The organism is Paenibacillus terrae (genome assembly GCF_005217525.1).
Lineage (GTDB): Bacteria > Bacillota > Bacilli > Paenibacillales > Paenibacillaceae > Paenibacillus > Paenibacillus terrae_C.
The window spans coordinates 475,363-501,806 of the sequence record NZ_PNXQ01000005.1 but is presented as its reverse complement, the minus strand read 5'-3'; the positions used below and the strand labels follow the sequence as shown (position 1 = coordinate 501,806).

Here is a 26,444-nt window from a genome sequence, read left to right as displayed (position 1 = left end):
CGGTTGGTTACTGCTATCACGGTGTCGGGCGATAGTGGAACAATGTCCGTTGGAGACTCTCTTCAATTTAAGGCAAATGTAACTCCTGACAATGCAACGGATAAAACCTTTAGCTGGTCGGTAATTGCTGGTACAGGGGAAGCAACGATCAATGCTGATGGTGTACTCGTTGCAACTCAAGCTGGTACTATTACAATTCAGGCAGTTGCTCATGATGGATCAGGTGTTGTGGGAACGAAAGTCATTACGATCGACAAACGTTCTTCGAGCCGTGGTGGTAGTTCTACCACAACTGACACTAATCTGACTCCTGTACCTGTAACGACTCCTATACCGGTTACTGCACCTGTACCGGCTCCGGCACCTGATCCTGCAAAGGATGTGTTCAAGTCAGATGTAGTGAAGGGTGACCTCAATGTTATTAAGAACATTGAGACTCGGATTCAGGAAGCTAAAAAAACTCCGGTTACAGCAGCTCTTTCGGACACTAAAGGACACTGGGCTGAAAAGACTATTGATACTTTTGTAAAGCTGCATGTGATTAAAGGGTACAACGATGGTAGTTTCAAGCCGGATGGTAAGATCACACGCGCTGAATTTGCAGTGATTCTGAGTAGCGTGTTCGATATCAAAGGTGGCAACAATACGAGTGTCTCATTGAAGGACGTTGGCAGCCACTGGGCAAAAGACCCAATCAAGAAACTTGTAGAGGCAGGGGTCATCAGCGGATATGAGGATGGTATGTTCAAGCCGGATAACACGATCACCCGTGAGGAAATGGTTGTCCTTTTATCCCGCATCTTAAACCTTAACAACGTATCGAAGGACACCACCAGAGGCAATTTTGATGACGTGAAGGGTTCTTATGCAGCCAACGAGATCAAAGCTGAAGCACAAGCAGGTATCATCAGCGGCAGAGCAGATGGCAAGTTTGATCCCAAGAGCAGCTCCACACGTGCAGAAGCTCTGCAAATCATCCTGAATGCGCTGAATCTCAACCCGCAATTGAAGACGCTGTTGGATTCACTTAACTAATACCGTTACTACGAATAAAAGGGACAAGTGTATTTTGCACTTGGCTCTTTTGTTGTTCATTCATTCTTTTCCTTAGCAAAGTAGCTTCTCGCACTTATTCATGATAAATTCTAAGAACAATAAAGTGAAGATGTAATCGGGAAGGAACAAGGGTACATGAAAAAGGTTCTATTCATTAATACCGGAGGGACGATCTCTTCCTCCTATCAGGAAAATGGTCTGACGCCGACCCAATCGGCTGAGAATATTCTAGCGGAAATTCCGGAGCTCAAGGAAATTTGCAATATTGATGCCCATAATCTGATGAGCATTGATAGCACGAACACACAACCGGAGGATTGGGCCTCCATCGCCCGAATGGTACATCGTTCCCTCGATCAGTACGACGGCATCGTCATTGCGCATGGTACGGATACGATGGCTTATACGGCTTCGGCTTTGAGCTTCATGTTGGGAACCGTAGACAAGCCAGTCGTGGTGACGGGGTCGCAGGTGTCCATTCTGGCTGAGCACAGTGATTCCAAAAAAAATGTAATCGACTCGTTCCTGACCGCATGTGGCGAGGTAGCGGGTGTATTTGTCGTATTTAACGGCAAAATCATCAACGGCAGCCGCAGCTCCAAAATCAGAACGCGCAGCTATAACGCTTTTGAGAGTATTAACTATCCGTATATCGGCCTGGTGGAAGACGGGCAGGTAGTCTATACAGAGGGTGTATTTGCGAATCGCGGTACAGTTCGCCATCCGTACAATGACGGGTATGCTTCCGAAGTATTTCTGCTCAGGCTGATTCCGGGTACGAATCCGGCGATTTTCGATGCCATTCAGGGTCTGGGCTATAAAGGAATCGTGATTGAGGGCTTCGGCATGGGTGGCGTGCCCTTCAAGGAAAGAAGCCTGATCAGCAAAATTGAGGAATTAATGAAGGATGGCATGAGTATCGTCGTGACCACCCAATGTCCTTATGAGGGCGGCGATCTGACGATTTACGAGGTGGGGCAGAAGGTGCTGGAAAAGGGTGTTATTCCGGGTTATGACATGACGACGGAGGCACTTGTAACGAAAATGATGTGGGCATTGGGCCAAACCACTGACCCTGTCGGAGTAGCAAAAATTATGGCCACGAACTATGCGGACGAGGTTTCCTTGCCTACGGATACAGCCTCCCTGTAAGGAAAGCTGTATCCGTAGCAGGAAGTAAGCCATTGGCATCTGACCGTAAACATGTACAGCTATGAAGCGGCCTGTCGTGATTCTATGGAATGGATGGGGCGGGCTGAAATCGTAGAGCCTGCATCACTCCGCCATTTTGTGAAGGAGCAAATCAGCCAACTCCAGAAGAGGTATGTATACTCATCAAAAAAACATCTGCCTATGGCAGATGCTTTTGCTCGCTATGTCCAGGCCCAGAGAAATCCGTCACGATCCCAGGCAATTTTACCGCCATGAAGCTTGCGAAACGCTTTTTTGATTTCCTTTTCGAGGGATACATGACCGTGTTCGCTTATAAACACATACTGCTCTCCATACTCAGAGCGTACATATGCAATCGCGTCTTCTTGTTTCAAGGTTCCCACTTCACGGATTTGCGCGACCATCCATGCTGCAATTTGCTGTTCTGTTGTAAGGGTATTGTCCATGTGTCGTATCCTTTCCTTCGTTCCATAATACATCAGATTATAGCTAGATTGACCTAGGGTAAGCTAAGTGTTTTTCAATTCGCTCTCCATATAGTATACGCAAACTAGGAAATTACCAAATCTGTCGGCAGTAGCCCTATGGGAGAATTGGATTTGAGTGATTTCAAGAAACCGTTGACTCTGCCCAGAAAAATTTTAAGTAAACAAATTTGTACAGTTGGCGAAGTGGGTTTTATTTTGTATAATTAAGGGAATATTCACGGGAATTTTCTTTTTTTGAATTGAAAACATACTAGTAATCCCTGGGGGTGCCTGATTTGAAGGAAACAACCACGATACGTGCAGAGCTGGAGCAGTATATCAGACGTGAAGGAATTACGATTAGTAAGTTTGGGGAGAACACGGGTATTAATGCAGGCACGATCAGTGCCATTATCAACGGTAATCGGCCGATTGCGATGTTGCTATTGGATCGAATTGCGGCAGGCATGGGGCTTGAAGAGGGAAGCCTCTATGAGCTGTACATTGAAGAATTTATACGGAATTCAGCACCAAATTGGCGCCGGGTTCGCCCATTTTTGTACCGCTGTGCAGAGCTGAACAAGCTGGATTGTATTGAACAAGTCGTGGAGTTCATGATGGACTATCTGATTTACGCTCCGGCCTTGTTTGAGACGGCAGAAGAATTGTTCAGAGAAGGCAAGTTTGCGGCAGCGGCTATCATCTATAAAAATGTCTCGGAAAGCGAAAAGTATCAGCATTCCGAGCGTCTGGCTCTCTGCCAGTATCGGTTATTTACAATCGCTGTCGGTGATGATCAGGACGAAAATTTGTGGGCCGCCACACACTTTGAAAGCTTTGTAGATCGATTGGGTGAAGTGGATCAACTGGATGGATTAAAAGATTTGGCCAATACTTATGTTTCGCTGCGTCGCTGGGATAAAGTAGACGTGTTAGCTGATAAAATGTGTCGCAGAGCTAAAGTGCAGTATGAGCAAAAATATGGAAAAACCAGAAAAGCAGAGCGTGGCAAGGAAACAAAGGGTCCTTTATTTATGTATATTGTATACTCTTATGTGCTGCGTGCCGGTATTTGTGACGAACGAGGGGATTACGAAAAGGCTTTGGAATATGTATCCCTGTACGCTGATCTAAGCTGGGTGCAGGAGGATACGGAAGAAGCACGCCGCTTGAAGGCACAGTGTAGTAATTGGGCTGAGGCTAACGGATATCTATATCAGCTTATGTCTGGTAAACTGGACGTTATTCCACAGTATGTGGCCTATCTGGAAAGAAACGAAGGCGAGATTCTGATGGGATTGTTCAAAATCATGCTGGCCGCAAACCGTTATGAATTTAATGTGGACGATGTATTGCAACGTTTCGAGAAGCAAATTGCCGCATTTGCGGATCACCATACCAAGGTAGGCACCTACACGGAGCAAGTGTCAGCGGATCTCTATGCACGATTTCTGGCAGAGCTGGCTTGCTACGATCTCGATAATAAGCGCTATGCGAAAGGTATGAAATTTCTGTTGGAAAGCCTGTCCTACTCCGTGGTGCTGAATGGTAATCCTGTAACGATTAAATGTGTAGGTTTATTTGAGAAATTCCGGCATACTGCCTCGCCTGAGGAGACGGAGGAATATAAAAATTTACTTAGAGAGGTAGATCATTTTAATGATAAAAAAGATCGGTTTTTTTCTGCTCGCGTTTAATTTTTTTATCATACTGAATTCTTCACCCATTGCTCCCCCTGTAGAGGATCCTAGCGGAGCTCACAGTCATGGTATGGGTGGCTGGTCATTTTCATCCCGGGATACTTCTGCTTAAATTAGGCTGAGATTTACATAAAAGGTATTCTCTTGTAAAAGAGGATACCTTTTTTATTGTGGCGGAACACTCGCGAATGAAGTCTTTTCCATTAAGGCTTGGATATTTGCGGTTGAGCAGGCGGGAACCATACATGACGCAAATCTACCCACCCCTGGCTGTTGAAGGAAACGCCGCGCACAGAAGGAAGGTATGCTGTCTGGACGGGCTTTTCGTATAAAATATGGAGCTGGTGCTCATGAATGAGCCGGGTTTCGATATGCTCGAATTGACGCGCCCTGACCGTATGATCCGCTTCCCGTGTAATATCGTGCAGTAGTCTTTCGATATCAACGCGGCTATGCGGCTCGACATGCCCGGATACATTGAGATACAGATCGAACAGGCGCAATTGCTCATCACGGTCACGAAACAGAGAAAAGATGATCAGGTCCGATTCCATACGGATGGAGGAGCTTTTGAATTCATTCATGGATGCAGCCACGATATTACAAGTATATCCGCACGATTCCAGTTGGGCCGCGACCCGGTCTGCATCGGCTCTATACTCGGGAATGGTCGCAATTTGCAACGTTGCGGGTGGGGCATACGATTCGTCAGATGTATCCATCGGAGGAAGGCTGCGATGATCCAGACACGCCACGATACGGGCACGTACTTCCGGGTTACGTAACGGCCCGTCCTTGTGCGTATTGCATGTAATAAATTTACGCACCGAAGCTGCCGAGTGAAGCTGACTCCATGCAGTATCCGTGTTCCCGGCCAATACGGGATTGTGGATAATATGAAAAGGTGAAGCTGTATCTGCGGCATCCGCCGCCGATTCCGGCTTGGCCGCCCATGGGAGCTGAACAATCTCCACCCGGTCGAGATGGGCGCGGCCTTGAAAATAAGGAGCGAATGCCTCCAGTATGCATAAGCTCTCGTTCATCTCCGTGACCTTGAAAGCCCCTGTGCCCACAGGACGGATGCCAAAGGCCGCCTCGCCCACCTGATTCAGCTCACGAGGCACGATGGCGGCACGACTGGTACACAGGAAGGACAGAAACAGCTCATTCGGCTCCTTCAGCTTGAAGCGTACCATCGTCGGACTTAGCGCCTGTACGTGCTCGATTTGTCGAACGATAAAATGGTACAGCCTCCGTCCCGGCGCACGGCTCAGCCGCTCAAAGGTATAGACCACATCCTCGGCGGTCAGTATTTTACCGTTATGGAACAGCACTTCCTTACGCAAGAAAAAGGTCCATTGCGTACGGGTGGTGTCCACCTCCCAAGCGTGCGCCAGTCCTGGCAAAATCTCACCGCTCTCGTTCGCCCGGCGGGCCAGCCCGTCAAAGACGTGGCTGGATACGAAGGACTCCGCGAGCCAGTTCATATATAGCGGGTCCAGCGTGTATAGCTGCTGGCGAATGGGCAGACGCAACGTATCAATCTGCTGCTGATCGCTGCGAACCTCTGCGTGATGCCCGAAGTAGTTCAGCAGCCAGCCTTGCAAATGCTCCTGCATCGTGGATGAACGCGAATGGGTCCGGATTTCATCCAGTGCGCGTTTGATGTCGTGGCGGTCGATGGCCTGCATCATGGACTGCACTGCAATGTCCTCCGGCTGAATCAGGAAGTGCAGGCTGGAGCGGCGGCCTCTGCCTCGGCGGGGAGTCCACTGTATCCAGTCATGCTTTTCCATTTTCTGAATGATCATCAAGGCATTGCGGTGGGTGCAGTCAAAAATAGCCGCCAGCTCATCCAGCGTAGTCTCTATCGTATGGTTCTCATCCCTGTCGTCAGCGGTGTGCGAGTGAAGCCGTAAAAATTGGGCATGAAGTTTCATAAAATGGTTGCTCCGTTTCCCCTATGGATGATTAAAATGCAGTCGTTTATATAAAATAGGAAATTTTGCGTCGATTAATTTCTCTTTATCTTCTTATTTTATCATCTACAATAAGGGTTATAAAGCATAGTTGTGGAGGTATTTACCATGCATGACAAGATGAGTGGAACGTCTTTGCCGAAACCGTCGTTCCTGTCCGCCTTTGCTGCGGCGATTGTGTTGGCGCTGGTTCATCAATATCTGTTTTACGGGCATGCGCTGGGCGTGTCTCTGCCGATTTTTATCATTCTGTTTTACACCTATATGTATGTCTATAACCGGGATCGTATCCGGCTTGACTCGTGGATGGGGCGACTGCTGTTTATCGTAATTGTGCTGCTGTCGCTGACGTATGCGCTGTTCGATAATCCGGTTCTATATGTGCTAAATGCATTGGCTATACCTGCTCTGATGAGTGTACATATGGTGATGCTGCTCGGGGAGAAGAGGCATAGCTGGTCCGAACCCGGTATCATCGGGCAAGCGTTAAGCCATTTGTTTTATCAAAATCTGCGGCATGTCGTGACTCCGTTTCGGATGTTCAAGACAGCAGCCTTTCGGAATGTAAAGGATGAGCGCAAGCGTGTATTAGGGAAAGTGATGGTCGGTTTGCTGATCACCCTGCCGCTGCTGTTCATTATTATATCTTTGCTGGCATCAGCGGACGGGATGTTCGAGGAGCTGTTATCGGGTATACCTTCCTGGATTGGCACGCTGTCCTTTGGTAGCGGAATGCTGCGGCTGGTCTGGACCTGCTTTTTTACCTTCTGTTTTTTCTGCTATTTGTGGGGATTTGTACAGCCAGCTTTGCGTGATCCGAACCAAGAGGTGCAGTCGTGGCACGGGTTAAGCGAGGGGCCGAAGAGTCAAACCACCGAGAATGATGGTCACTCCTCAATGGTCATCGACAGATCAAGGATACCTTACCCTGAGCCGGTAGCGATCAAATTTGATCCTGTGATTACAGCTACGGTGCTGATTGTTATGAATCTGGTGTATGTTGTATTCGTTGTATTGCAGTTCGGATATCTGTTTGGTGCATGGGAAGGTGCCTTGCCAGAAGGAACCTCGTATGCAGAATATGCGAGAAGGGGCTTCGGGGAGCTGGTTATGGTGACTGGTATCAACTTTGTCCTGATGATCAGTGTGCTAAAGTGGACTGAATTCGGCTCAAATATATTGCAAAAAATGAACAACAGCCTGCTGTATGTACTCGTGGGCTGCTCGGGTGTGATGCTGTATTCAGGCTATACCCGGCTGGTCATGTACGAAGAGGCCTACGGATATACGTACACCCGTTATCTGGTACACGCGTTTATGATTTTTCTGGGCCTGCTGCTGCTCATTGCAGCCGTGCGCATTCATGTCCGTCAGCTTCCGCTGGCGAAATATTATATTGTACTCGCTTTGGTGGCGTATCTCGTCGTGAATTATGTGGGCATTGATGTACGGATTGCCGAAAATAATCTCGAACGGTATCGCACGACCTCGGTGATCGATAAGGAATATTTGAGTGGGCTATCGGCGGATGCTATTCCGCTGCTGATTGAATTTAGCCGCAAGGAAAACGGAGCGATGGATGAGTTTCTGCAAGGTCGCCTGGTGAGCATGACGAGGGAAGAAACGGCATGGCCTGCGTTCAATTGGGCCGAATATCGGGCACAGCGCAAGCTGCACGACTATATTTTGGAATGAGAGGTGCTTGGGAATGATCGGAACAGATGCAGTGCAGGGTATGGTGTTGGAGCTAGAAAATGAAATGTCACAGTATCAGCATCAGTTTGTTGTAAGAAGGAACGCTTTTCTCATGGAGGCTATGTATCTCGGCTTGAGTGAGGGGGAGGCCCGCTCTTATGCTATCCAGAGCATCGGTCCGGTCGTTCCCGTCACGTGTATGCCGACACTGGCTCCCGGCAAAACCCGGCCGCTCAGTCCGATGCTGGAAGCACGCTACCGTTATGCCGGGTACTGGCAGGACATGGGAGAGCATATGCTCTTGCCGGATGATGTGCTGCGGATCTCAAGCACAGAGCGGTTTCGCGGCTGGATCAGCGACATGCGGAACTATTGGGTAGAATCGGCCCCGTATCGATTTGGGGACGATCGCCTTTCGCTCCTCTCCGTCGCCAATGAAGAGGAAGGCCACTTTTCCATGCTGGTCTGGAAGGAGCACGGTGAGGAACCAGAGGTGTGGACCTACGCTTCGCAGCATGAATACCGATTCAGTCATTTGCTCCACTGGTTCAAGTGGCTGAACGGGCGGAGTGAAGAATGAGAGGTACGTACAGATCACTACAAAAAATCGTATATCTGACTTTTTTGAAGCTGGAATTGACCGACAAATATGCTTTGACACAGATGTCGAAGTGTATTCGCCAGCCAAGTCCGTAAAAGTGCAATATTACACCTCTTATATGGGCCATCCTCCTATACATGATGCAAATTGTAGTTATCTAACAGAGTCGTCTGCTTACCAAAACTCTTCCAAGCGTAGTGACACGCTCGCATTACCGCTGACATTGTTCAATGTTCGCAAGGCCAGAGTTACATTACCGTTTCCAGGAAGTGTAAAAGGGACTTGAACATTGGTGACACCCTCTATCGTTCCCGCAAGTGACAGGCCTCCCAAAACCCGAACTCCTTGAGACGGATCCATAGCCGTTGCCAAGATATCCGACTGCAAGGAGCTCTCGGAAGAGGGAGTCCTGCTCACTGCTCCGAAGGATGCGCCAGTGAGGACTGAATTAACCCGGACTTCCCATTCTAAATCGGCCGAAGCCAATATATCAAAGCTGGCAGTCCCCAAATTTATAGAGTTTACCTGGGTGCTGTTGTCTGGAAAAAAGGGTTTTCTTCGGAAGCTCACTGTAGGAGTGAAGGTAGTACTTGATATCGTGGCATTGATTCGGTTTTCTGATGTGATTCGGGAGGTCTGATAGATGGAACCCAGGTTGGTAAAATACCTTCCTCCTACATTGATGCTGAAGGCTCCCCCGGATGTGCCGTTGAGAACGGTTGCCCTGATATTCTGGTTAGCGTCCTTCAGTAGTGCAGCGCTTGATGGAGAGAAGCGATGCACTGTAACGGCTTGCTGAAACAGCTGAGGATTGATTGCAACGATACGAAATTCTACTTGTCCGTAGGTGTAGTTGTAGCGAACCTGATAAAGATAGCCGTCAGTTGTGTCCAGGGTCACCCGACTAGAACCGGTTCCATCCATCGTATCAATATTCCATGAGGATTGATAAACCTTCAACGTCTCTACGCCATTTTGTAGCAGAGCCACATATACGCCGCTGCTATCTTGTCCAAAATAAGCCCCATTCGTATTGTCGCTATATCCCCATTCAGCCCGCTGAGTTCCTGTGGGGGGGATAGGGACTTGTACATTAACACCGGATTCAAATGCCGCCCCGTTAAGAAATTGTCCGCGTTCCGCTGTTTGGAGCTCTGCAAGATCATTGGAAGCTGCTGATGTACTTAGTTGATACGTTTCTGCCGAATTTAGCACAGTTCCTCCGCCGTTTGTGGTAACAAGATCCCTCAACTGAGAAATACCATAATTGGAAGCGTAGTTGAACTGAGGACTTGCTTCAGCCGTTTGTAACTTGTCAGTCATTGAGTTCAGTGTTGGTGAAACGCCTGATAAGTTGTATATCGGTTGAATTGTTGGACTCATGGATGTACCACTCCCTTCTATGAACATCGAGATTTACCTGATGATGAATTCAATCATGATCGGTACAGACGGATCAAGTGTATCTCCATCCGGAAGGTTAATCGCAGTTGCTGAAACGGAGGATGAATTATCTAATTGGAGTACACCGTTAATATAGAGAAGATAATAAGTGAATGTTGTTGGAAATGAAGTTACTGTCAATCCTGCATCATCAATAAAGTTTATAGCCGCAATTGAAAAGGAGGCTCCTGTTCCTGTGCCTTCTAAAATGTTGGAGACAAATTTTTTTGATCCCTGAAACGGAGGAATAATTGGCATAAGTTTATCTCACCTCCAGTTGAAAAATGGAGATTCACAGTTTACGAGACTGAGAATCTCCAGACTAACGTATATCATGTGAGAAAAGGGTCCTGAATCCATTTTATTTTAAGAAGTAATTAAGTGTTGATCGTAACTGTTGGTGCTGAAATGGTTGGCTGAGTCGTAATGGATGAGGCCGTATTCCCAAAGCTGGCTACAGCCAGGGTGACAGGAACACCTACGGAAATATCAGTAGTTGCCAAAACTAGACTCGCGGGTGTCAAAGTGGATAAAGAAGCCTGCTGCAAAACACCATTCACATATACATTGAAATAATCGTCTGCGCTAAGGGTAGGTAAAGCTACGACTGGAGCATTAGCATCATCGACAAAGCTTGCGGCGAGAAGTGTTGTAACTCCTCCGGCAATATCACCAGCGGTTACAGTTGCAAAAAAGTTTGTAGTCACTGGGCTTACGGTAGTGGTGACTACGCCTCCGCTTGAGACCGGTGCAGTTGCAACGGCGGTATAAACAGGTTTAATAACGGGCATGTTGTTGCCTCCATTCTAAAATTGGGGGAATTTATTTTTTTGAAAAATTACAGGGGATTCAGTCCCACTTTCAGTAAATTCAGAAAGAAAAATAATGTAACGGCGAAATGGAAGTAAGATTATAAATTAAGAGATTGATGTTTTTTGAAAAAAAATTTAAGGGGGTCATCTGTCCAATCAGGTTCGTTTAGATTCCATAAGATAATGAAACTGTACTTAATTATGGAGGTGTCAGTATTGGGGAATTTATTGTTGCGTAAAAGATATCGCTTGACCAAGGTGACAAGGATAGCAAAGAAAGAAAGAGATCGAAAGATGGGATCATTCCGTTGTACGCCCATTTATCGTACAGGAACGAGCTGCATTCGTAACAACAAGGGAAATAAACGTATTTATAGACAGGGTAGAAGAAGAGGGAGAACATGCGCTTATAGACACCATGTACACGCTGAGCGGGTGCCCTCAGGTTTATCAAGTAAAAAAATCTGTTTTATGAAATTTAAAGGTCAACGAAAACCGCGAGTCGAACAGAAACCTCAAGGAAATTCAGGAGAAGCCATTCAAGGGGTGCAGGGATTAAGGGGGGCCGATGGTAATGCTGGACATCAAGGCATACAAGGTCCGGCAGGGCCCCAGGGCATTCCGGGTAGTGCCGGACCCCAAGGCCAGGCGGGCCCCCAAGGTGAACAGGGTCTTCAGGGGGTTCCAGGGATTCAAGGCTTGCAAGGAGTGGCTGGGCCACAGGGAGAGCAGGGACCACCGCTTAATTTGGATGGGATCACGGTTGTGCCTGAGGTACAGCGATATTTCTATATTGCCGATTCAGATCTGACGGGTACGGTTGAAATCCCTATTTCCCAGTTTACGAATGATGATGGACAGTTGGCAAGTCAGCTTCCAGAATTGGGTGCGAACAGCTACACAAATTTGTATATTAATGGGGTACTGCAGGAAAGCAGGTTGTACCAGATAAGTAGTACCACATTGACTGTTGAATTGGAAGAATCTCTTGTAATTGCGGGTACGCCGTTTATTTTCGAGGTTTTTCAATTTACATTACAAATGGCGAACTGAGCAAAATTATAAATTAAGTGTTATTAGACCAAACCATATATCTCCTGTTGAAGAGGTTACATTATCTGATTATTACGAAGCCCATACTACTGCCGCTGTTGTAACTTCTTCAGCAGGTACCGTTTCCTTTCCAATTCACGCCATGTGATGATAAATATTTCCTTATACAAAGCATGTATGCCTATTTTGGGTGTATTGAGTCTTTTGAATAAGGAGGTTTTTTCTTGGATCGCGTAGGAATGGTCAGGGACTTGGATAGCTTAGGTCGGATTGTCATTCCCGTGGATATAAGGAGGCGTCTAGGGATTGGCAAGCATACAGCCATGGAATTTTGGATGACGGAGAGTGGTTTGATCATGCGACAATGCGTGGGGGAAGCCTGTATTTTATGTGGAGAGCTTCAACATCTTACATATTTTAAAAGTGCTTGGATCTGTATCTTCTGTATGAATGAACTGAAAAATAAACGATAAAGCTGGTAATCAGATGATTTGGCATGTATGTTACAATAAAAGGGCGAGTGACCCACCACAAGTTTCTCGCCCAGTCGATTGCTGTCAAGCGATCGGCTTTTTTAATTGTGCATAGTATACCCGATGATATTGATTGATCAGCTCGTCCAAAACCATAGATTGACGGAGTACATCAATATGGCTTAGTCCATATTTTGCTTGCAAATCATAGAGTCGTTGTCGATTGTTCTCCAATCGCTGTTGCAAAGTTTCCTCACTTTCCATCATACATCCCTCCTTAGTTGGTACTTATTTTAGGGTGTCATGTGTATTTATGGGAAATATGAAAGTGCATGAGGATATCTATTCTAAAAAATAAAAAGCAGCCCTTTTTAAAGACAACAATTAAATATTATTCTAATCTTGGTGTTTGTATAGATTCAATCATTACAAAAAAACCTGTCATATCAAGCGTATAGTAAGGTAAATGAATGGGTATTCACAAATAACAAAGTATTAGAAATATGGTATTTTATTTGGTTTATATTGGTATTTGTATAGTCTTCTAGTTGATGACAAAATGAAATTACAACACTATAATATGGATAAATAAGTTGTCGATTTACATAAATAGAAATAGAGAGGAAAAAACGCTTGAAGCAAAATGGAAACTTATTCTAATAAGTATAGTTCTCATGTTGTAGCGTTTCAAATTACTTCACAAGAGACAAATACACCGCCACTAGCGAGGAATGTCAAAACTATATCCATTACCTTTCCAAATCAGCATACACAGACAAGAAAAACGAATGTTAAAGAAACAGCATATATCTTCATAAGTGATCGTTCTGATACACGTTTTAAACCAACTCAAGTAGATATACGAGATGGTCCATTTAAAGTGATTTATAAAAAATAATGAAGTGAGACTGTACAGTGTTTTATACATACATTTATTACTAATAAAAAAATTTATATTTAATTGTTAGATATTCTATCTTTTCTGGTATGCAAACTCAATTACACTATGAGTTGTAAGAGAGTTTTGTATAAATAAGCTCACAAAAAGGAGAAAAAAGACTATGAAGAAGAGAGTTTTATTGGGAACGCTGGCTTTAACTTTTATGTTTTCTGCTTCCGCTTTTGCCACTGAAGTATCGGAAAAAGACTCAGAATCTGTGAAAAGTTATTCCTACACTAATGAAGACAATTTTATAGTTAAAGTGCAGGAAAAAACTTTTACACCTTTGTCAGACGGAAGTGGGATTACTTTGGCCGCTTCTCCTGATTGGACATGCAGCACAAAATTAGGAAAAGCTTTTAAATTTCCTGTTCCTCAAGCACAGCTATTTTCAACAGGAGAAACAAAATCTTCGTTTGTTGCTAGCAAACTTGGCGTAGTGACTCGTTTATATCACAATGGAGGGATATTAGCGACTGCTTCTGACACACAATCGAATACTAATCTTGCTGCTGCTACAGCATGGCAAGGTACAATGATTTTGCCGAGCTATGATGCTTATGGTTATTCTAATCACACATTTGAGAGTAAAGGCTATAGTAGTTGGTATCCAGAGACTAGAGAAGATTATAACGGTTGGTAGTTATCGCTAATTACTCTTAAATACAGAAAAAGAGGCAGGAACCAATTTCCTGTCTTCTTTTTCAAAAATAGGATGTGGATAAAACTGAAAAAGATATGTATATTTTTGTTATTTATCTTGTTTGTAGGCTGTAGCAACGATACGAATTCAAGTATTGAGCAGAACATAGTACCTAATGAAAAGACAGAGCAGGGCTACTCCTTAGGACTTTACAATAGCAATTCCACCATAGAAGCCAAGCGTTCATTTCATATAAAAGATGAAATTTTTGAAAAAAGTATTATATTTGCGAATAAGACTAATCAGGAGAAGACATTTATATTACTTGTTTTTGATAATGGAAAGCAAAGAAACTTTAAAATACATGATAATGATATGCGGTACTTTCGCTTTACTTTAGCTAAAAATCAAAGTGAGACAATTCCTGTGAAAATAGAAGGTATCGCAGACGGATTCCATGCGACAAATTTTATCATTCTCAAAAATCCAGATGAAGTTGTGACAGATAGCAGCACCTTAGCTAAGGCCGATTCTCTATCTCAAACATATAATATTCGAGTAAATTTGTTTAAGAACTTGGAGAAAATCCCTATGGAGCGGCCTCAACAAGTGAATAGTGAAAAATTAAAAGAAGCGCGTATAGATGGTATTTTTGTAGGTAAGCAAGGTGATGCTTATAAAGCCTTGTTACAAACGGAGGAGGATAATCTAAGATTCAACGTTCTATACGGCAACTTATCGGAGGAGTCAATTGATTTTTATATTGTATCGCTAGTCGATTGGGAGCAAGTAAATATAAATGGAAATCAAAATATTTATGATGAACTCTCTAAAGGAGAGAACAAAAAAATCACTGTATCTATAGACCATAAGAAGAATGGAAAAGTCATGATTTTATTCATGCTGACTAATCCATTTTCGCCCTTGCCTGATGATAATCCTTATACAGCAAGTCCTAATGCAAGTTTTAAAGTTAAGCTGATAGATTAATTTTTTGAAGCTACAGTATTTTTTTGATTTCGCCCAGTCGATTGCTTGAAGGCATTCGGCTTTTTTAATTTTGCATAGTACACCCGATTTAATGAATGCGTATGTTACGTCTATAACAACGCTCAGCGCTAATGATAAAGCTTCATACGATCTTGCTTATAAAAGATACTAATTAAGGGGGTACAACCAATGAGAATTAGCATGAAGAAAGCATTTATGTTTTTGTCCATTTTCACTACGGTTGCAATCCTGGCTTCTGGTTGTTCAAATCCTAAGGTAGACAAGAATATAACGAAGTCTGGTGAGATTCCAACTAGCTATATACAAGCATCATTTGTTATAGATATAAATAACCCCAAAGAGGTTGTAGGTTATGCTGATTATGCGTTTGTAGGTATCGTAGAAGAAATGACGGGAACGGAGTATAAATTTCCTGTCACGAAAGAAACGGAGGATGGCCCCAAAGTATTGACGATGCCCTATACGAATTATTCGGTTAGAGTGCTTGGTAATATAAAAAGTAATCTAAAGAAGGATGTTTCCATTCCTATTCAAAAATTTGGGGGACTGAATGATGATAAGAGCACATATTTCTTATTTGAAGATGATTCCCTACCACAAAAAGGAAAGGTATATGTGTTCACTGCGACCGCAGAGCAGTATGGTTCTTTACTCGTATCAGGACCTAATTCTAACATAGAGGTAAAAACAGATTTCTTTTCGAAAAACAGTATCCAGAAACTTAGTGAAGAGGGCATTGCTAATGAACTAGCCAAAACAGAGGAGTATAAAGCGTATCAAGATGCCTATAAAAATGAGATTGTTAAAGATCGAGAAAGATTTACTTCCAAGTATGAAGCTCCTTAATATGGGTATTCTGCATAGACTCCCTAATACCAATTTTTGATATATATAAAGGTTCATATATTAATCGGCCACGAGTAACAAAAGAACTCTCCTATCCTGTAACTTCGAATAACTAGGATTTTATGACATAATTAAAGTTGGAAGGGCTGCACCATTGTGTAGCCCTTTATTTATATTGACTTAGTCAATCTCAAACTTTTGTTTACTCCTTCAGTAATTATTTAAAGCAGATTCTCTTGTTAGAATAGCTTCTCAAAAGTAGAATGCCTAAAAATTTTGTTGCTAAATTGCTTAGAACGATAATTTGAATACATGTGATACTATGTTCCGCCACCATGATGACTGTTCGGTTTAAAAACAATTTCATGATTCTGCGTTGGAATAAACAATACTAGCAAAGAGCTAGTTATCAGGAATAGCACAGCTAATTTTTTAATCACTTTTTTTCACACACCTTTTTAATTATATTTTGGTATGCTGTTTCTGTTTCAGTCGTTACGTGCCATTTAAAGCCTTCAAATAAACCTACACACTTAATAATAAATGTTTCATTATTTATTGTAGCAGATTTTTCCAAGCATATGATCAAATAATTAAATCCACGTGTGTAATCTTCATTTACTAAATAGTACTTTGCCAGTTCATGCAAAAATAAAACGAGTTGGTCAAACACTTTTTGGGGGATATATATGCTTTCAGGTTGCTGTTGAATATATTGTGTTATCTCCAATTCAAAATCCTGAAGTATATCGCTTATATTAATATTATATTGGTTAGCCGCTTCAACAATGTTGCACAAAGTGATGGGAAGCTCATCTTTATCTGACTTGCTATATGCCAGGTAATCGTAAATTACACTTGTATCCCCAGATAAAAGCTTATTGGCATAAGAGTTAGCCACTGCCCACTCTTGAAATAGTTGCATCCAACGTTTCGCTTCCTGGCTGTTTTCCTTTACCCAACTTACATCACCATAAGTATGAATATATTTTAGTGCCTGCTCATAGTCCTTACGCTCTTGACAAACAATTGCATGAAGCAAATTTGAATAGGACAAGTAATAAAACAGTGGCCTGCTCGGCTTCTTCGGGTTTCTTTTTTTCTTTCGCTCCTGATGATAGGCCAAGCGATACTGAATTTTAGATTTGTCTTCCAACTGATGGGCACATTTGTCCAACTTGTTCCACTGACGCGACGCAAGATATGTATTTGCTAAATCCTTTAACGCGTCGAGTTGGTCAGCATCATCAAGCCGTTCAACGTAATCCTCGAAATGGATCGCAGCTTGGTAATTTATTTCCTGGTCGTCCCCTTGCTTCGCCATAAAAATGCGGTACTGACAAAGGGCTAGTCGCTCAGAGTGCTGCTTTTTCTCACCGACGGCTACGCTTTCATAAAGGATGATGGACGCTGCGAATTTCCCTTGTTGGAATAAGTCCTCAGCTAAGCTAAACAGGGCATCGGCGTATGCCAGCTTTTCCATGAGCAAGCTGACGACCTGCTCAATACAATCCAGCATGTCCAACTCCGCGCAATTGTACAAAAGGGGTCTGACTCTACGGATGTTAGGGGTTGTTGAACTCAAAAATTCCTCAATATAATTCTTGTAAAAATGCCCTTTGGAGTGGCCTAATGTAGCTGTAATGCGATCTAACTGATGAATGGAGAGTGCACGGTTGCCTGTGACGATCCCGCTTATTGTGCCTGGATTGATGCCTGCCACCAGACCGAATTGGGTAATATTTAACCAGTTCTGTTTCATGAAATTTTCCAGTTCTGTGCGTATCGTGGTTGTAGGTTCCAAATGTAACAACCCCTTTAACGTAACGTTTTATGTAGTCCGTTAGATACTAATCTATAAGGATATTTTTTGGGACAATCCGATGCTAAAATATAAAGCTATTCTGGGAGATATTATACCATCTTATGGATGTATTATATATACTTTTCAAGTAATTACTTTTTGTGAATTATGGATGTGTAAAGCTGGAGAGATATTGAAGTTCAAAGCACAAACAACCCTGTATATCTTGAGAAAATCAAGACACGCAGGGTCGTTCTATGTGAACAGGCTCACCTCACTGCCTGTAACGGCAAGTTTCAGCTTACCGCTTGGCCAAGGCCAATATTTCATCTGCAACGAGATCAGGGCGGTATTGATGAATATAATGCTCGGTATTCTTAATCACTAATTGCTTGGATTGCAGGGACCAGGAAGTAAATTCCTTTTCGTATTTGTTCCAGACGACATCGGGAACCCCTAAGTAATCGGAGGTCAGCACAGTAAGCGGGAAATGGAAGGGCTGTTTGTCATCCAATACGACCTTTGCATTCGCCCGGGATTGACGCAGCTCGTCCTCTATATTGGGATTTTCAAGCTTAAGCAATGAGGCTGTCAGGTCAATCTCCTTCAAATCATCCGGTACGAACTTCAAGCCGTTGCGAGCTGCCCGTGAGGCTTCGATAAAACTGTCAGAGTGAAAAAGCATCCGAATTACGCCTGTTTTAATGAGCAACTGATTGATAAAGCCGCCGCGTACTGGCTCCTCAGCATCAGCATAGTAATATTCGGGGCTTCCGCTATCCAACATCACGATGCCTTGTACCTCGTCCGGGTATTTCTGCGCAAACCGGAGTGTTTCGAGGGATCCTAGTGAATGTGCTACAAGCAGGTAAGGTGGCTTTTGACCAGACACCTGCAGCAATTCGTGTATTTCATTCGTTATGGTATCAATGTCTCGCTTCTTGTCCGTCGTATCACTATACCCATAGCCGAACCGGTCATAAACTGCAAATTTAACATGTGGTGCAAGCCTATCGTACAGTGGGGAAAAATCAACATACGGATTGGCCGTGCCCCACCCGGAAGCGAGTACAACTGTTACTTTCCCTTGTCCTCCGGTATATAAATGCATATTATGCCCATTCACATTGTATAGCTTTCCGCTGGGGGTATAAGATTTCAGATCCTGCCGAGTGCTTACCTGTTCATATATCACACCTGATGCCAGAAGAACCAAAATGGCCAGAAACCCAAACATAACCGTCTTCCCTAATCTTTTAAGCCATTTTTTCACTTCTCGCACTCTCCTTTATCTCAACAGCTACTCTTCTTATGTTCTCCTCATTATAAATGCTTAATCTTATCCAAGAGAAAACAGCAGCTTAATTTTAACTTAATTATCTTTTATGTATTACGTTGTTAAATAAAGCCGGAATCCACCTAAAATGTTGAGAGGGAATTGAGGCCAACATCCTTTGAATGTGGAGCCATTCAGATGTCCAGGCGACTCCATCGTTTCCTCTACAACTTATATACAGGGGGAAATTCAAAATGGCTAGAAGTGCAAGCACCTATGCATCTGTAATTGACGGTTTTAAGGTAGAAACGAACAAAAAGTATTCGCCGGTAGGTGGAACGAAGTGTAATATTTTTGCGCAAGATGTGATGGCGGCTATGTCGGCTGACTTACCAAGTGGCTTGGCCAATCAGATGGCTGATGCTTTATCCGGTAACAATACGCCAGGATGGTACTCCGTAACCTTTCTGGATGCTCAAAAAAGAGCCAACCTCGGCTACCCTACCATCGGGATCAAAAAGGCGGACGGGCATGGTCATGTCGTCGTTGTCAGACCGAAGGGTTCATCAATTACGATCTTAAAAGAGGTACAAATTGCTCAGGCGGGGACCAAAAATTACAACAGTAATACTATTAACTACTCATGGGTGGCAGCAGATCTGCCTGGAGTGAAATTCTACACGCACGATTGATTTCTTTAAAATATTGGCAATCTAAAGAGCTCGGAGGCAGATCGAATGGATCTGCCTCCGAGCTCTTTTTTTTATTTTGAAACGGAACGTTTGGAAATAATGAACGCTTTGCCTGGCTTGATAAAAGCAACAGCATAGCCATTGGAGAAGGAGGAGGATTCCGCCCTGTACTCAAGCTTGGTCAGCAATTGGCCTTGACGATTGATGTAACCGAATTTTCCATCTGAGACGGATGAATTTGCTTGTTTACCCACTAAAGCAATACCTTCCTTGAACGGGAACGTAACATCATATTTTTGTTGATATTGAATGACCAATGCTCCGCTTTTATCAATAAATCCGACCTCGTTTTTCGCATTTTTTACACTCGCCAAGCCTTCACTGAAATCCTGGGCATCGGAAAATTTAAAGGGAGTAACGGCTTTCCCCTGTTTATTAATGTAGCCCCATTTTCCCTTGGCATTTTGTACAGGAGCCAGCCCTTCCGAGAAGTCTCCTCCCGATTTATATTGAAGAGGAATAACCTCCTGTCCTGTGGTATTTATATATCCGTACAGCCCCTTGCTATTCTGCACAATAGCCAAGCCATCCGAGAAACTGCGACTATATTTGTATTTATAGGGGATCGCTAATTGACCAGAAGCATTAACAAAACCGATCTTGCCTGTGTTGGGGGCGTAGGCAAGCGCCAGACCGTCCGATAATAGATATTCTGTTTCAACATTTTCTTTCCATGGAGTAAGGATTGTTCCTGTACGATCAATAATGACATTTTCTTTGGTGGAGGCTATGGTGATTTTGGCCTTTCCTTCGCTAAATGAACTAGCTTCGGTGTATTGGCAAGGAATGACCACTGTTCCTTTGGTATTCATGTACCCATAGAGATTGGTTTTTGTATTTTTCACGACGGCTCGTTGCTCATGAAAATCACCAATGGGTTTAAGCTCGGCGGGGAGAGAGAACGCTTTTTCCCCTTTGGTATTGTAAAACACAAGATTTCCAGCGGATGTTTCAGCGGCTAATAAGCCATCATGAAAAGCGCCATCGCTTTCGGGCCGAGCAACGTTGTAATCCAGCGATGTTTTAGAAACTTCAATGGCTGTTGAACTACTACTGGGAGCAGCCCACCCCGTTCCCGAAACTGTAACGGTGGTACATAGAATCAATATTGCTAATCCAAACTTTTTTAACATGCATAAGCTCCTTTGCAAGTTGATTTACCATAATATAGACGAATAATATGTAAGAATGTTTCTTACAATTCTAAATTTTTCTAATTTTTAGATCGAAAAAGATTTACTTCCCATTATGATGCATCCTGAGTTATCTCAAAAAAACAGAAAGGGAGCAAGTCAACGCTTGTTCCCTTTCCTATCTAAATTTTGCAGCTAAGTTTTTCGGATGCTCAGCAGCAAATTGCCGTTACGCATAAACTCATATGACACCTTGATCTCCGTTACCCGCAAGCCTTCTGTCTCCAACTCCATAATCAAACGATCCAGCAGATCGTAATTACCACATGGTAGGATAGAATGACATATTCATTCATTGTGCGCTGTACGGATTAGTGCGGTAGGTCAACGAAAATTCACCCAATCCGTCAAAGAGCTTGTCCACCAGGTAGGCAGGATCATACAGCATCCGACCTGATCCCAAATCACGGTAGTTCTCGAAGCTCCAGCCCCATGGCGCATTAGCGGCGTTGGCGCGGCCATTGTCGCCCTTGAACGTGCCGTAGCTGCTCCACAGGTCCAGCGTAAAATCGTTCCGCAGTGGCCACAGCGAGGTTTCCAGCGGGATCAGTTCGTACCCCATACGCTTGCTATCGTCAAAATTACCGATTTTGGAGTCCCATAGCTGTCCACCGGGGGCGTTGAGATTCACCGGAGTTCCGGCCTGAAAGACGTAGCCGGATTTGCCTTTGGCGCCTTTGCCGTTGTAAGGCTTGAGCGCGTGTCCGAAATCACCGTCCGATTCGAGGAAGGACTCGTCATTTTGCGCACTGTATACCAAGGGATGGGTGCCGGAGGCGCTCGTTTCGGTGGCGAAGTTGCTGTCATAGTAAACTGAACTCATTCCCGGATCATACTGAACCGCCTTGTTGGCAGGGCCATACATGCCCAGCTTGGCGTGTCTCGGCATCAAAGCCAATTCCAGCTCGCCGTTCGGATTGGTCACCTTGGTGCCGTCTTTTTTGGCTGTGCCTGGCTTGCGGATCGTGAACATCATGCCTTCCATATCATTTTCATGATCGCCCAGCGTCCCTCGCGGATCATGTGTAGCGTAGAACAGATCATAGCCGATGAAATAGTGGGTATCTGATTCCACGACCGACCAATACACGCTTGGTTTCAAGGGTAAACTGCTGCCTTTGGCATACTTGCCGATATTATCCCAGTTGTTTAGCCCTGACCAGTCGCCGTCAAAGTTTACAGGAATCGGAATATCCCCCTCGGGGTTGTTTCCTACATCCTGATACAGTACAGGCGACCAGTATTCCGCAAGTCTGGATTGCTCGAATGCGCTCAGACCCGCTGCTGCTGCCTTGGATGGAGCCACAGCGGGTGCGATTAGGGTCGCCCCCAGAATGATAACCGCTGCTACTGCTTTGCTTCCTTTTTTCCACATGATAAACACACTCCTTCGTTTTGTGAGATTTCTAATTCCAGTGGAGCAGATTGACGATACCGTAGTGCGTGGCAAACACCTGATAGATGATGCCGCTAATAATAACCAAGGAAATAAAATGTGGGAGATATAAAATGGTTTGCGATATCTTCTGAATGCGGGAGGAGGTCAGCTCATGGAGCATCACCGCCAGCAGCGCATATAGCTGCCAGTCTATTTCATTTTTTTTCCAAACCTGACGATATACAGTTCTCTCTTTCTTCGAAGAATACCTGCCTGCCCGCACAGTTTCTACGTTTGTATTCATACAGCGTCCTTTGATGAATCCCTCCCATATGGATCGTAGGTAATAAGATGCGTTTCACAATTCCGTTAGTCCCCGGCTGTGGACCCTCGGGATATAAAAATAATTAAGTGGAGACATTTTCAAACTTTCGTTAGAATTATGGCATGTGAATATTTGAGAACCATAAAATAACCTAGAATTTTCTTATGCTTACGGAGGCTAATCCAGTGAAACCAAAAATAGAAGATGTAGCAAAGCGTGCGGGTGTTTCTCCAACGACGGTTTCCAGAGTTATGAATAACAGGGGATATATCAGTGAAAAAACACGTTCGTTAGTATACGACGCTATGAAAGAGCTGAACTATGTACCGAACGAAATGGCCAGATCGCTATTATCCAAACAAAGCAACATTATAGGATTGATTTTCCCAACGGTGAGTAACCCCTTTTATGCCGAGTTAATATTTCATATTGAACTCGCTTGCGAGGAACTGGGGTATAAAGTTTTTTTGTGCAACAGTTTGAAAAGTGCAGAGAAGGAAGCCAATTATTTGAGCATGCTGCTGCGGAACCAAGTGGATGGAATTATTGTCGGCAGTCATAACAGGGGGGTATTTGATCGAGTAAACTCTTCATTCCCGATTGTCTCCATTGACCAGTATATTTCTGAAGAGGCGGTTGTCGTTTCTTCGGATAATTATTTGGGTGGGAAGCTGGCAACGGAACATTTAATTCATAAAGGCTGTCAAAAAATCATTCATATCAATGGGCCGTATATGCTGCAAACCGATACACATTTGCGTTTGGAGGCCTACCAAAAAACGATGGAGAATCACGGGTTGGAGTCCATTTTTTACGAAGTCCCAAGGTCTTTTGATCAAGAATTATATAAACAAATCATTCATCAGATTTTTAGTGAGCATCCAGATGTGGATGGTATTTTTGCGAGTGATGATATCTTGGCGGCAAACGTTTATTTTGAAGCCTTGAAGACAGGTAGACGTGTGCCGGAAACGTTGAAAGTTGTTGGATATGATGGGACAGAGACGGCCCAAGCCTTTATGCCACAGTTAACCACCATTCGTCAGCCCATTCAGCAAATGGCCCGGCAAGCTGTAGAAATTTTGAACAAACGAATTAATGGACAGGACTACACGGGGGACTTAAATCCGCTGCTCCCTGTTCATTTGATCCTTGGGCAGACAACCTAGAATGATGGCCGTTCCCCTCTTCTTTTGTTGGGTAACGGTCATATATTTTTTTTGAAAATTTTATGTCAATCGTTTGACATGTCAATCCTTTAGTATATAATATAAATCATTATAGAACATTTTCTGAAAACGCTTTACTTGCAACGTGAATCTCACATAAGGGGACGAAGAAGATGAGCAATAAGTTAAGTCTCAAAGAGAAGTTAAGCTATGGCCTAAGTGATACCGCTTACAATTTGGTATTCACTGTTGTTTCAACATATCTCATGTTTTACTACACCGATGTTGCAGGACTAAGCCTCGAATCTGTCGGTCTGTTATTTTTAATTGTCCGTGTACTCGATGCCTTCGCCAGCCCGATCTTCGGGATTCTCATTGATAGAACCAATTCCAAGTATGGTAAAGCACGGCCCTGGTTTCTATGGTTGGCAATGCCATTCGGGATGATCACGGTGCTGTCTTTTGCTGTAGGCTATTTCGATGATTCTTATAAACTGGCGTATGCCTATATTACCTACATTTTACTGAACATTATCTTTGCAGGTATCAATGTACCTATTTCGGCGATGCTACCGAGTCTCACTACGAATCCACTGGAAAGAAGCTCGGCCAATATGTTTCGTAATATCGGTGGACAGATTGGTGTGTTGGTATCAGGTGTGGTTGCTCTTCCATTGGTCATTTTTTTTGGAGGGGGGACGAACCAAAAAGGATTTATATTCACCATGGGGATATTCTCCGTGTTATCCGTAATTATGTTTCTATTAACGTTTAGGAATACGAGAGAGCGTGTTCAATATGATCAGGGTAAACCGGTTCCTTTCCGAGACAGCATTAAGGCGCTCTTGCCCAATTTTCCATGGTGGATGCTTGCACTGACTAATTTTGTGATCTTTATCGGCGTGGTGGCCAAAGGATCTACCATGATATTCTTCTTTAAATACAATATGGGAAACGAAGGAATGAGCTCGCTTGCCAATGGGATTAATGCAGGTGCCATGATCATCGGTATGTTGCTAGTTCCATTTATTGTGAAGAAAATGAAGAACCGAAATCTGGTTTTGATCGGGTTGCTGATCAGTATTCTGGGACAGATTGTGATGTGGATGGGTTCGATGGAGCCTTCTGTTGCTCTTACACTGTTTGGTGTTGCTCTGGGATCGTTTGGCTTGGGGGCTGCGCAAAGTACGGTTTTTGTTATGTTTGCCGATACCGTCGATTTTGGAGAATGGAAGTTTGGTGTCAGAGCTCAAGGTCTGTTAACGGCAGCCGGAACGATCGGAATTCAGTTTGGCGCAGGGATTGCAGGAGCCTTAACATCCAAAATTCTGGCTAAGGGAGGGTTTGTAGCTAACATGGTGCAGACAGAGTCTGCATTGCAGGCCATTACAACTAATTTTGTCTGGATTCCTGCGATTGCATTTGCGATATGTATGCTCTTCATTTATATGTACCGGATTGACTTTGTCCAAAGCCAAATGCGTGCAGAGCTGACTGAAAGAAGAGCGGCTCAGTAACTTAGCATATTCAAAAAAATTTGAGATTGAGGTGGCTGTCATGTCATTACAATATATTGAAACTTCTGTTCATGGGTTGACGCTAAGAGGGACAGCTCATATTCCTGAGACCCTCAAGGGCGGCAAATACCCTACGGTCATTATGTTTCATGGATTCGGGGCTAACCGGATCGAATACTTTTACTCATTTGTTCAAATTTCACGCCTCTTTGAAAAGCAAGGGATTGCAACTGTGCGGTTTGATTTTGGAGGGCATGGCGAAAGCGAGGGAGATTTTTACGACGTGACCATTTCCAGAGAGGTGGAAGAGGGAAAGGCCATCGTTAACTTTGTCCGACAGTTGGAATTTGTGGACCCCTCCCGTGTCAGTCTAATGGGTATGAGCTTAGGGAGTGTAGTTGCCAGTATAGTAGCTGGTGATTTGTCTGAAGACATTCACTCTTTATGTATGTGGTCCCCTGCGGCAACCGTAACCGACGAAATCAATAACAACAAAACGATTCAGGGACAATCAATTTCGTCTATGGATCAGCAAGGGTACTTTGATTTCAACAGTTTGCGTCTTGGACCGGGATTCATTGAGGACGTAGCCAGCTTGGATATTTACACCAGAGCCTCAAGTTTTAAAGGGAATGTCGCCATTATACATGGAGATCAGGACTTTATAGCGCCTATCCAATATGCCTATCAATATGAACAAGCCTATTCACAGCCCATTGGCATTCAGATCATTGAAGGTGCCGACCATTCATGGGGAAATGTACCTCATCGGGAACAGTTGTTCAGAAACACGTTAGATTTTTTTGAAAAGAACGCTAAATAATAGATATCCCACAGCGGGAGAACAGGGGAGAAATCATCGTGTCCATCAAAAATGAAATTATGCTGATCACGTATGCAGACAGCATGGGGAAGAATTTGAAAGAGCTGGGAGAACTGCTAAACGACCATTTTAAACAGGTGATCGGTGGCGTCCATTTGCTTCCTTTTTATCCGTCCTCGGCAGACCGTGGCTTTGCTCCGATGACTTATGAGAGCGTTGACGCACCCTTTGGTGATTGGGAGGATATTGAACGGCTGTCTCAAGATTTTTACCTCATGTTTGATTTTATGATTAATCATATCTCTCGCAGCTCGG

General features: G+C 43.9%; 24 protein-coding genes and 1 pseudogene. 14 read left to right on the top strand and 11 right to left on the bottom strand.

Annotation, left to right across the window (positions count from 1 at the left end; translation table 11 throughout):
- Together C1I60_RS25260 and C1I60_RS05470 are read left to right on the top strand one after the other, a co-directional pair.
- On the top strand, positions 1-1,035 hold a 1,035-nt coding region (locus C1I60_RS25260; protein WP_252361579.1), incomplete at its 5' end, for an S-layer homology domain-containing protein.
- A gap of 156 nt (positions 1,036-1,191) precedes the next feature.
- Positions 1,192-2,208, top strand: coding sequence for an asparaginase (locus C1I60_RS05470; RefSeq protein ID WP_137060822.1), 1,017 nt, complete (start codon positions 1,192-1,194; stop codon positions 2,206-2,208).
- Between the two features lie 221 nt (positions 2,209-2,429).
- On the opposite strand, the gene C1I60_RS05460 is transcribed toward C1I60_RS05470, so the two are convergent.
- A complete protein-coding gene (locus C1I60_RS05460) occupies positions 2,430-2,675 on the bottom strand; it encodes a DUF6953 family protein (protein ID WP_137060821.1) in 246 nt (81 codons plus the stop codon).
- A 317-nt stretch (positions 2,676-2,992) separates the two neighbouring features.
- Between C1I60_RS05460 and C1I60_RS05455 the strand changes: the two genes are divergently transcribed.
- The gene (locus tag C1I60_RS05455; RefSeq protein WP_137060820.1) at positions 2,993-4,393 is read left to right on the top strand and encodes a transcriptional regulator; all 1,401 of its coding nucleotides are present in this window, start codon (positions 2,993-2,995) and stop codon (positions 4,391-4,393) included.
- A 206-nt stretch (positions 4,394-4,599) separates the two neighbouring features.
- Here C1I60_RS05455 and C1I60_RS05450 read toward each other — a convergent pair whose 3' ends face one another.
- On the bottom strand, positions 4,600-6,336 hold the full coding sequence (locus C1I60_RS05450; protein ID WP_137060819.1) for an ABC transporter substrate-binding protein: 1,737 nt from the start codon (positions 6,334-6,336) through the stop codon (positions 4,600-4,602).
- A gap of 147 nt (positions 6,337-6,483) precedes the next feature.
- Here C1I60_RS05450 and C1I60_RS05445 point away from each other — a divergent pair, with 147 nt between their 5' ends.
- Positions 6,484-8,070, top strand: a complete 1,587-nt coding sequence (locus tag C1I60_RS05445; RefSeq protein WP_137060818.1) for a DUF4153 domain-containing protein — start codon at positions 6,484-6,486, stop codon at positions 8,068-8,070.
- A gap of 13 nt (positions 8,071-8,083) precedes the next feature.
- On the top strand, positions 8,084-8,650 hold the full coding sequence (locus tag C1I60_RS05440; protein ID WP_137060817.1) for a hypothetical protein: 567 nt from the start codon (positions 8,084-8,086) through the stop codon (positions 8,648-8,650).
- 195 nt (positions 8,651-8,845) lie between these two features.
- On the opposite strand, the gene C1I60_RS05435 is transcribed toward C1I60_RS05440, so the two are convergent.
- From C1I60_RS05435 to C1I60_RS05425, 3 genes are all read right to left on the bottom strand, one after another.
- Positions 8,846-10,054, bottom strand: coding sequence for a hypothetical protein (locus C1I60_RS05435; protein ID WP_137060816.1), 1,209 nt, complete (start codon positions 10,052-10,054; stop codon positions 8,846-8,848).
- Between the two features lie 33 nt (positions 10,055-10,087).
- Entirely contained in the window at positions 10,088-10,372 is a 285-nt protein-coding gene (locus tag C1I60_RS05430; RefSeq protein WP_137060815.1) for a DUF4183 domain-containing protein, read from the bottom strand.
- Positions 10,373-10,491: 119 nt separating this feature from the next.
- Complete coding sequence (locus C1I60_RS05425) at positions 10,492-10,905, bottom strand: DUF4183 domain-containing protein (protein WP_137060814.1); 414 nt, start codon at positions 10,903-10,905, stop codon at positions 10,492-10,494.
- 492 nt (positions 10,906-11,397) lie between these two features.
- Here C1I60_RS05425 and C1I60_RS26110 point away from each other — a divergent pair, with 492 nt between their 5' ends.
- Positions 11,398-11,979, top strand: coding sequence for a DUF4183 domain-containing protein (locus C1I60_RS26110; protein ID WP_212734442.1), 582 nt, complete (start codon positions 11,398-11,400; stop codon positions 11,977-11,979).
- A 557-nt stretch (positions 11,980-12,536) separates the two neighbouring features.
- Here the strand turns inward: C1I60_RS26110 and C1I60_RS05415 are convergent.
- Positions 12,537-12,716: an aspartyl-phosphate phosphatase Spo0E family protein gene (locus C1I60_RS05415; protein WP_137061010.1), complete on the bottom strand. Its 180-nt coding sequence runs from the start codon at positions 12,714-12,716 to the stop codon at positions 12,537-12,539.
- Between the two features lie 797 nt (positions 12,717-13,513).
- Between C1I60_RS05415 and C1I60_RS05410 the strand changes: the two genes are divergently transcribed.
- The 3 genes from C1I60_RS05410 (at position 13,514) to C1I60_RS05400 (ending at position 15,892) form a co-directional block, all read left to right on the top strand.
- Positions 13,514-14,035 (top strand): hypothetical protein, encoded by a 522-nt coding sequence (locus C1I60_RS05410; protein ID WP_137060812.1) that lies wholly within the window; start codon positions 13,514-13,516, stop codon positions 14,033-14,035.
- A 72-nt stretch (positions 14,036-14,107) separates the two neighbouring features.
- On the top strand, positions 14,108-15,025 hold the full coding sequence (locus C1I60_RS05405) for a hypothetical protein (RefSeq protein WP_137060811.1): 918 nt from the start codon (positions 14,108-14,110) through the stop codon (positions 15,023-15,025).
- A 189-nt stretch (positions 15,026-15,214) separates the two neighbouring features.
- Complete coding sequence (locus C1I60_RS05400; RefSeq protein ID WP_137060810.1) at positions 15,215-15,892, top strand: hypothetical protein; 678 nt, start codon at positions 15,215-15,217, stop codon at positions 15,890-15,892.
- A gap of 436 nt (positions 15,893-16,328) precedes the next feature.
- On the opposite strand, the gene C1I60_RS05395 is transcribed toward C1I60_RS05400, so the two are convergent.
- The gene (locus tag C1I60_RS05395) at positions 16,329-17,696 is read right to left on the bottom strand and encodes a transcriptional regulator (RefSeq protein WP_137060809.1); all 1,368 of its coding nucleotides are present in this window, start codon (positions 17,694-17,696) and stop codon (positions 16,329-16,331) included.
- 301 nt (positions 17,697-17,997) lie between these two features.
- Positions 17,998-18,969: an alpha/beta hydrolase gene (locus tag C1I60_RS05390; protein ID WP_137060808.1), complete on the bottom strand. Its 972-nt coding sequence runs from the start codon at positions 18,967-18,969 to the stop codon at positions 17,998-18,000.
- Positions 18,970-19,226: 257 nt separating this feature from the next.
- Between C1I60_RS05390 and C1I60_RS05385 the strand changes: the two genes are divergently transcribed.
- A complete protein-coding gene (locus C1I60_RS05385; protein ID WP_137060807.1) occupies positions 19,227-19,664 on the top strand; it encodes a hypothetical protein in 438 nt (145 codons plus the stop codon).
- Between the two features lie 71 nt (positions 19,665-19,735).
- Here the strand turns inward: C1I60_RS05385 and C1I60_RS05380 are convergent, their stop codons facing one another.
- The 3 genes and pseudogenes from C1I60_RS05380 to C1I60_RS05365 form a co-directional block, all read right to left on the bottom strand.
- Positions 19,736-20,857 (bottom strand): WG repeat-containing protein, encoded by a 1,122-nt coding sequence (locus C1I60_RS05380; protein ID WP_137060806.1) that lies wholly within the window; start codon positions 20,855-20,857, stop codon positions 19,736-19,738.
- A 352-nt stretch (positions 20,858-21,209) separates the two neighbouring features.
- Positions 21,210-22,292 carry a hypothetical protein gene (locus C1I60_RS05370; protein ID WP_137060805.1) on the bottom strand — a complete coding sequence of 361 codons (1,083 nt, stop codon included), beginning with the start codon at positions 22,290-22,292 and terminating at the stop codon, positions 21,210-21,212.
- Positions 22,293-22,338: 46 nt separating this feature from the next.
- Positions 22,339-22,599 (bottom strand): annotated as a pseudogene (locus tag C1I60_RS05365) (sugar ABC transporter permease); the annotation flags it as partial.
- A 206-nt stretch (positions 22,600-22,805) separates the two neighbouring features.
- Here C1I60_RS05365 and C1I60_RS05360 point away from each other — a divergent pair.
- The 4 genes from C1I60_RS05360 to C1I60_RS25245 all read left to right on the top strand — a co-directional run.
- Positions 22,806-23,789 (top strand): LacI family DNA-binding transcriptional regulator, encoded by a 984-nt coding sequence (locus tag C1I60_RS05360; protein WP_137060804.1) that lies wholly within the window; start codon positions 22,806-22,808, stop codon positions 23,787-23,789.
- Positions 23,790-23,962: 173 nt separating this feature from the next.
- Entirely contained in the window at positions 23,963-25,306 is a 1,344-nt protein-coding gene (locus C1I60_RS05355) for an MFS transporter (RefSeq protein ID WP_137060803.1), read from the top strand.
- Positions 25,307-25,346: 40 nt separating this feature from the next.
- Positions 25,347-26,129, top strand: a complete 783-nt coding sequence (locus tag C1I60_RS05350; RefSeq protein ID WP_252361577.1) for an alpha/beta hydrolase family protein — start codon at positions 25,347-25,349, stop codon at positions 26,127-26,129.
- A 38-nt stretch (positions 26,130-26,167) separates the two neighbouring features.
- A partial coding sequence (locus C1I60_RS25245) for an alpha-amylase family glycosyl hydrolase (RefSeq protein WP_434784371.1) occupies positions 26,168-26,444 on the top strand: 277 nt, incomplete at its 3' end.